Annotated in this window: 1 pseudogene; it reads right to left on the bottom strand. The window is 37.7% G+C overall.

The features are described from left to right. Nucleotides 1–3238 (bottom strand): annotated as a pseudogene (locus tag ACKTTV_RS09175) (hypothetical protein); the annotation flags it as partial.

Genomic DNA, 3238 nt, shown 5'->3' with positions numbered 1-3238 from the left:
GCTATCTTGTGTTTCTACCGATCCACTTGCTGCTGTATATACAAATACATAACGAACATAGGTTCCTGTTCCTCCGGTTATAGAGGCTGGATCAATCGTTACTACTGCATTGTTAGCAACATTTCCTGTCGTACATCCAAATTCCGTAACTGTTACTGCTCCTGAAACATCTATCGCAGTATTTTCATTAATCGTAATATTATGACTAGTTACACATCCGTTTGTTCCTGTTCCTGTAACAGTATATTCTCCTGCTGGTACATTTGAATAAGTTAATGTACTCGTATTTATTGTTCCTGTATAAGGCCCTCCACTTACTACTGCAATCGTATAAGTTAATGGATTAATACTATTATTAATCTCAGTTACCTGAATTTCTCCAGTACTATCACCGTTACAAATATTATCTACACTAGCAATTAAACTAAAGTTAGGCTGAATTGCTGGAGCAATTGTAATTCTTTGCGTTACAATACAACCTGAGGTATTATCAGTCATTATTACTTCATAGGTTCCTTCTGCTGTAACCGTATGATTAGCAGAAATCGATGCTCCAGTAATAGTTCCTGTATTTGTAGCTGGTGTTACTGCCGGAGCTGCAACCGCTGTAATTGTATAAGAGAAGTTACCTGTAGCTCCTAAACCAGCGCCTGTATCAACTCTTATATCTACAACTGCCTCTCCAGGAGCACAATTTAAATTCTGACCAGTAGTTAACGTAAAGTCCAGTTCTGGATAAATTATAATTCCATTTTGACTAGCCGTACACCCATTAGAATCTCTAACAACAATATCGTAAGATCCTGGCGTTAATCCATTGAATGTATAATCTGTATCATTTGTTGATGCCGAGAATGTAACTCCGCCATCATTAGAATATTGATATGGCGCATTACCTCCTAATGCCGTGCCATTGTTTCCTGTAATTGTGATAGACTTATTTGTATCACAAGTACTTGTTGTAATATCTCCGGCTTCCAATACAGGAGATGCACTCAACGTTAAGGTAACTGGTCCTAAGTTACCAGTACATCCATTAGAATCTGTTACAGTAACTTCAACATCAACAGAAGTAACACCTCCTAAAGATGCATCATCAACTGAAATAACAGTTCCTGATAATGAAGAGGCAATTGTGTTTCCAGCGTTACCTGTTTCATAAGCATTTACTGCATATGTATAACCACCGAATCCTCCTGTGACATTTTCAATTCTGACCTGACCATCAACATCACAGGTAATATTATTAACTACGTTTAATATACCGTCAATTGGTGTTCCTTGTCGTATTTCAATATTTGGACTTGCAAACTCACATGAAGTTGGCGTAGTTCCATTGTTTAATATCAAATAATAAGTGCCCGCGGCCAATGTTCCATTTGCAACTGGCTCTATAGGGTCTAAATTACTTTGTGTTCCCGTTTCAACTGAAGTTATAACACCAGTATTCACATCAATAGAGAATAGCTCCCAATTTATTGGTGGTGTTCCTCCATTTAATAAGTTTTCAGCTGTATCATCAATAGTAAATCGTAAAGATCCTCCTAACCCAGCATCACAGGCTTCTGTGAGAACTGTAGGTGTTATCAAAACATCTATATCAATAATAAAGGTATCATCTAACTTAATACAGTTATTATCACCCAAATCTCTTACAAAGAAATAGTAAGTTCTTCCAGGGATTAAACCTGTAAACGAATGAGATGTAGATGCTGTTCCTCCTGGTGGTTCCCATCCAGTAGGTCCTGGTGGAATTGGAATTGTATTATAACTGTATTCATATGGACCAATACCCCCAGAAACAGTAACATCGGCTGTTGCTCCTACCGTACAATCAGCTGAATTCGTTGACACAGTTACAACTAACGGACTAACTTCAAATGGCATCACATAAGAACCAAGAAGATTTAAACAGTAAGTAATTGTACTTGTCGCGGAATCTGTAATTCTAATTGCAGGGTATGAAACAGTACCCAAATCAAATTCAGGATTTCCGCTTGTACCTCTAAATGTAGGGCTATCTTGCCAAGTAGTTCCATTATCAACACTAAACTGAATTTTATAAGGTGCCGAAACTGTTGGATAAGCTGTAAAATCAATACCAAATAATGTCTCATTTCCTACAAAAGGAGTTCCACAAATTGGTCTTTCTGGAACAATAGTAGTTACTAATGCCGCTGGATTATTAATCCTTACAGTTTCACTGTCAGGACATCCTAATGCATCAGTAATAGTTATTGTATAATCTTCAAAATCATTAGCAGGTGGCGATGTTGGTAATAAATCATTTATAGTAAGCGTAGCCCCAACATAATTAGTGAAAGTAGCAACGGTAGTTCCTGCTGAATTTGTTACCGTTATATTATGAGGTGATTCTCCGTCAGAAATTGTCACATCAATACTTCCAAAATCTCCATTACATATAGGTTGGTTTGCTGTTGCTGTTATATTAACATTCGCTATTCCATCGATAACAACGTCTTCAATTAAGAATTGGCAATATCCTACAGCTCCATTTTGATCTCTAACATAAACATCATAAGTTCCTGCTGGTTGAGAAATTGGGTTTGTATTATTAAAAGTTCCATCTGCTGGTACCGCAGCATTGGCTGCAACTACAGAATATACATAATTACCATCTCCTCCTAAAGCCGTAACATCAATAGCTCCATTAGAACAACTAGCATTTGTAGGCACGGCTGTTGCTGTTAATTGATCATTAATGGTAACTGTTTGCTGTGTCCCTGTACAACCACCTCCATCTACAATATCAATGGTATAGCTTCCAGAACTTAGTCCTGTAAAAGTATACGTCGTTGCTGACGTTGGACTTGGTGTTTGAGGTGAACCTCCATTTAATATGAATTGATATTCTCCATTACCTTGTGTAACGTTTATAACAATCTCTCCATTACTTCCATTGAAACAAGTTGTTGGAACTGCTGTGAATACAATCGACTCTGCTGGATCAATTGTTAAACTAAAGGCTGGTGAATCACAATTATTTAGATCTCTTACGACAATATTATAAGTACCAGCTACCAACCCTGTAAACGTTGAACTAGCTTGGAAAGACAATCCATTATCTGAACTATAAGTATAGCCTGGCGTTCCTCCTCCTCCAGTTACCTCAATAGTAGCCCCTGTTGGGTTTGAACACGTTACTGGTTTTGTAATTGCTGCTGTTGCTGATACCGCAGTCGGTTCATTTAAGGTAACCGCTGGTAACGTAATGGTA

It is taken from the genome of Tenacibaculum xiamenense, from assembly GCF_964513065.1.
Classification (GTDB): domain Bacteria; phylum Bacteroidota; class Bacteroidia; order Flavobacteriales; family Flavobacteriaceae; genus Polaribacter; species Polaribacter xiamenense.
Note: the sequence above shows the minus strand (reverse complement) of the source record. Positions and strands in the feature narration are given on the sequence as shown.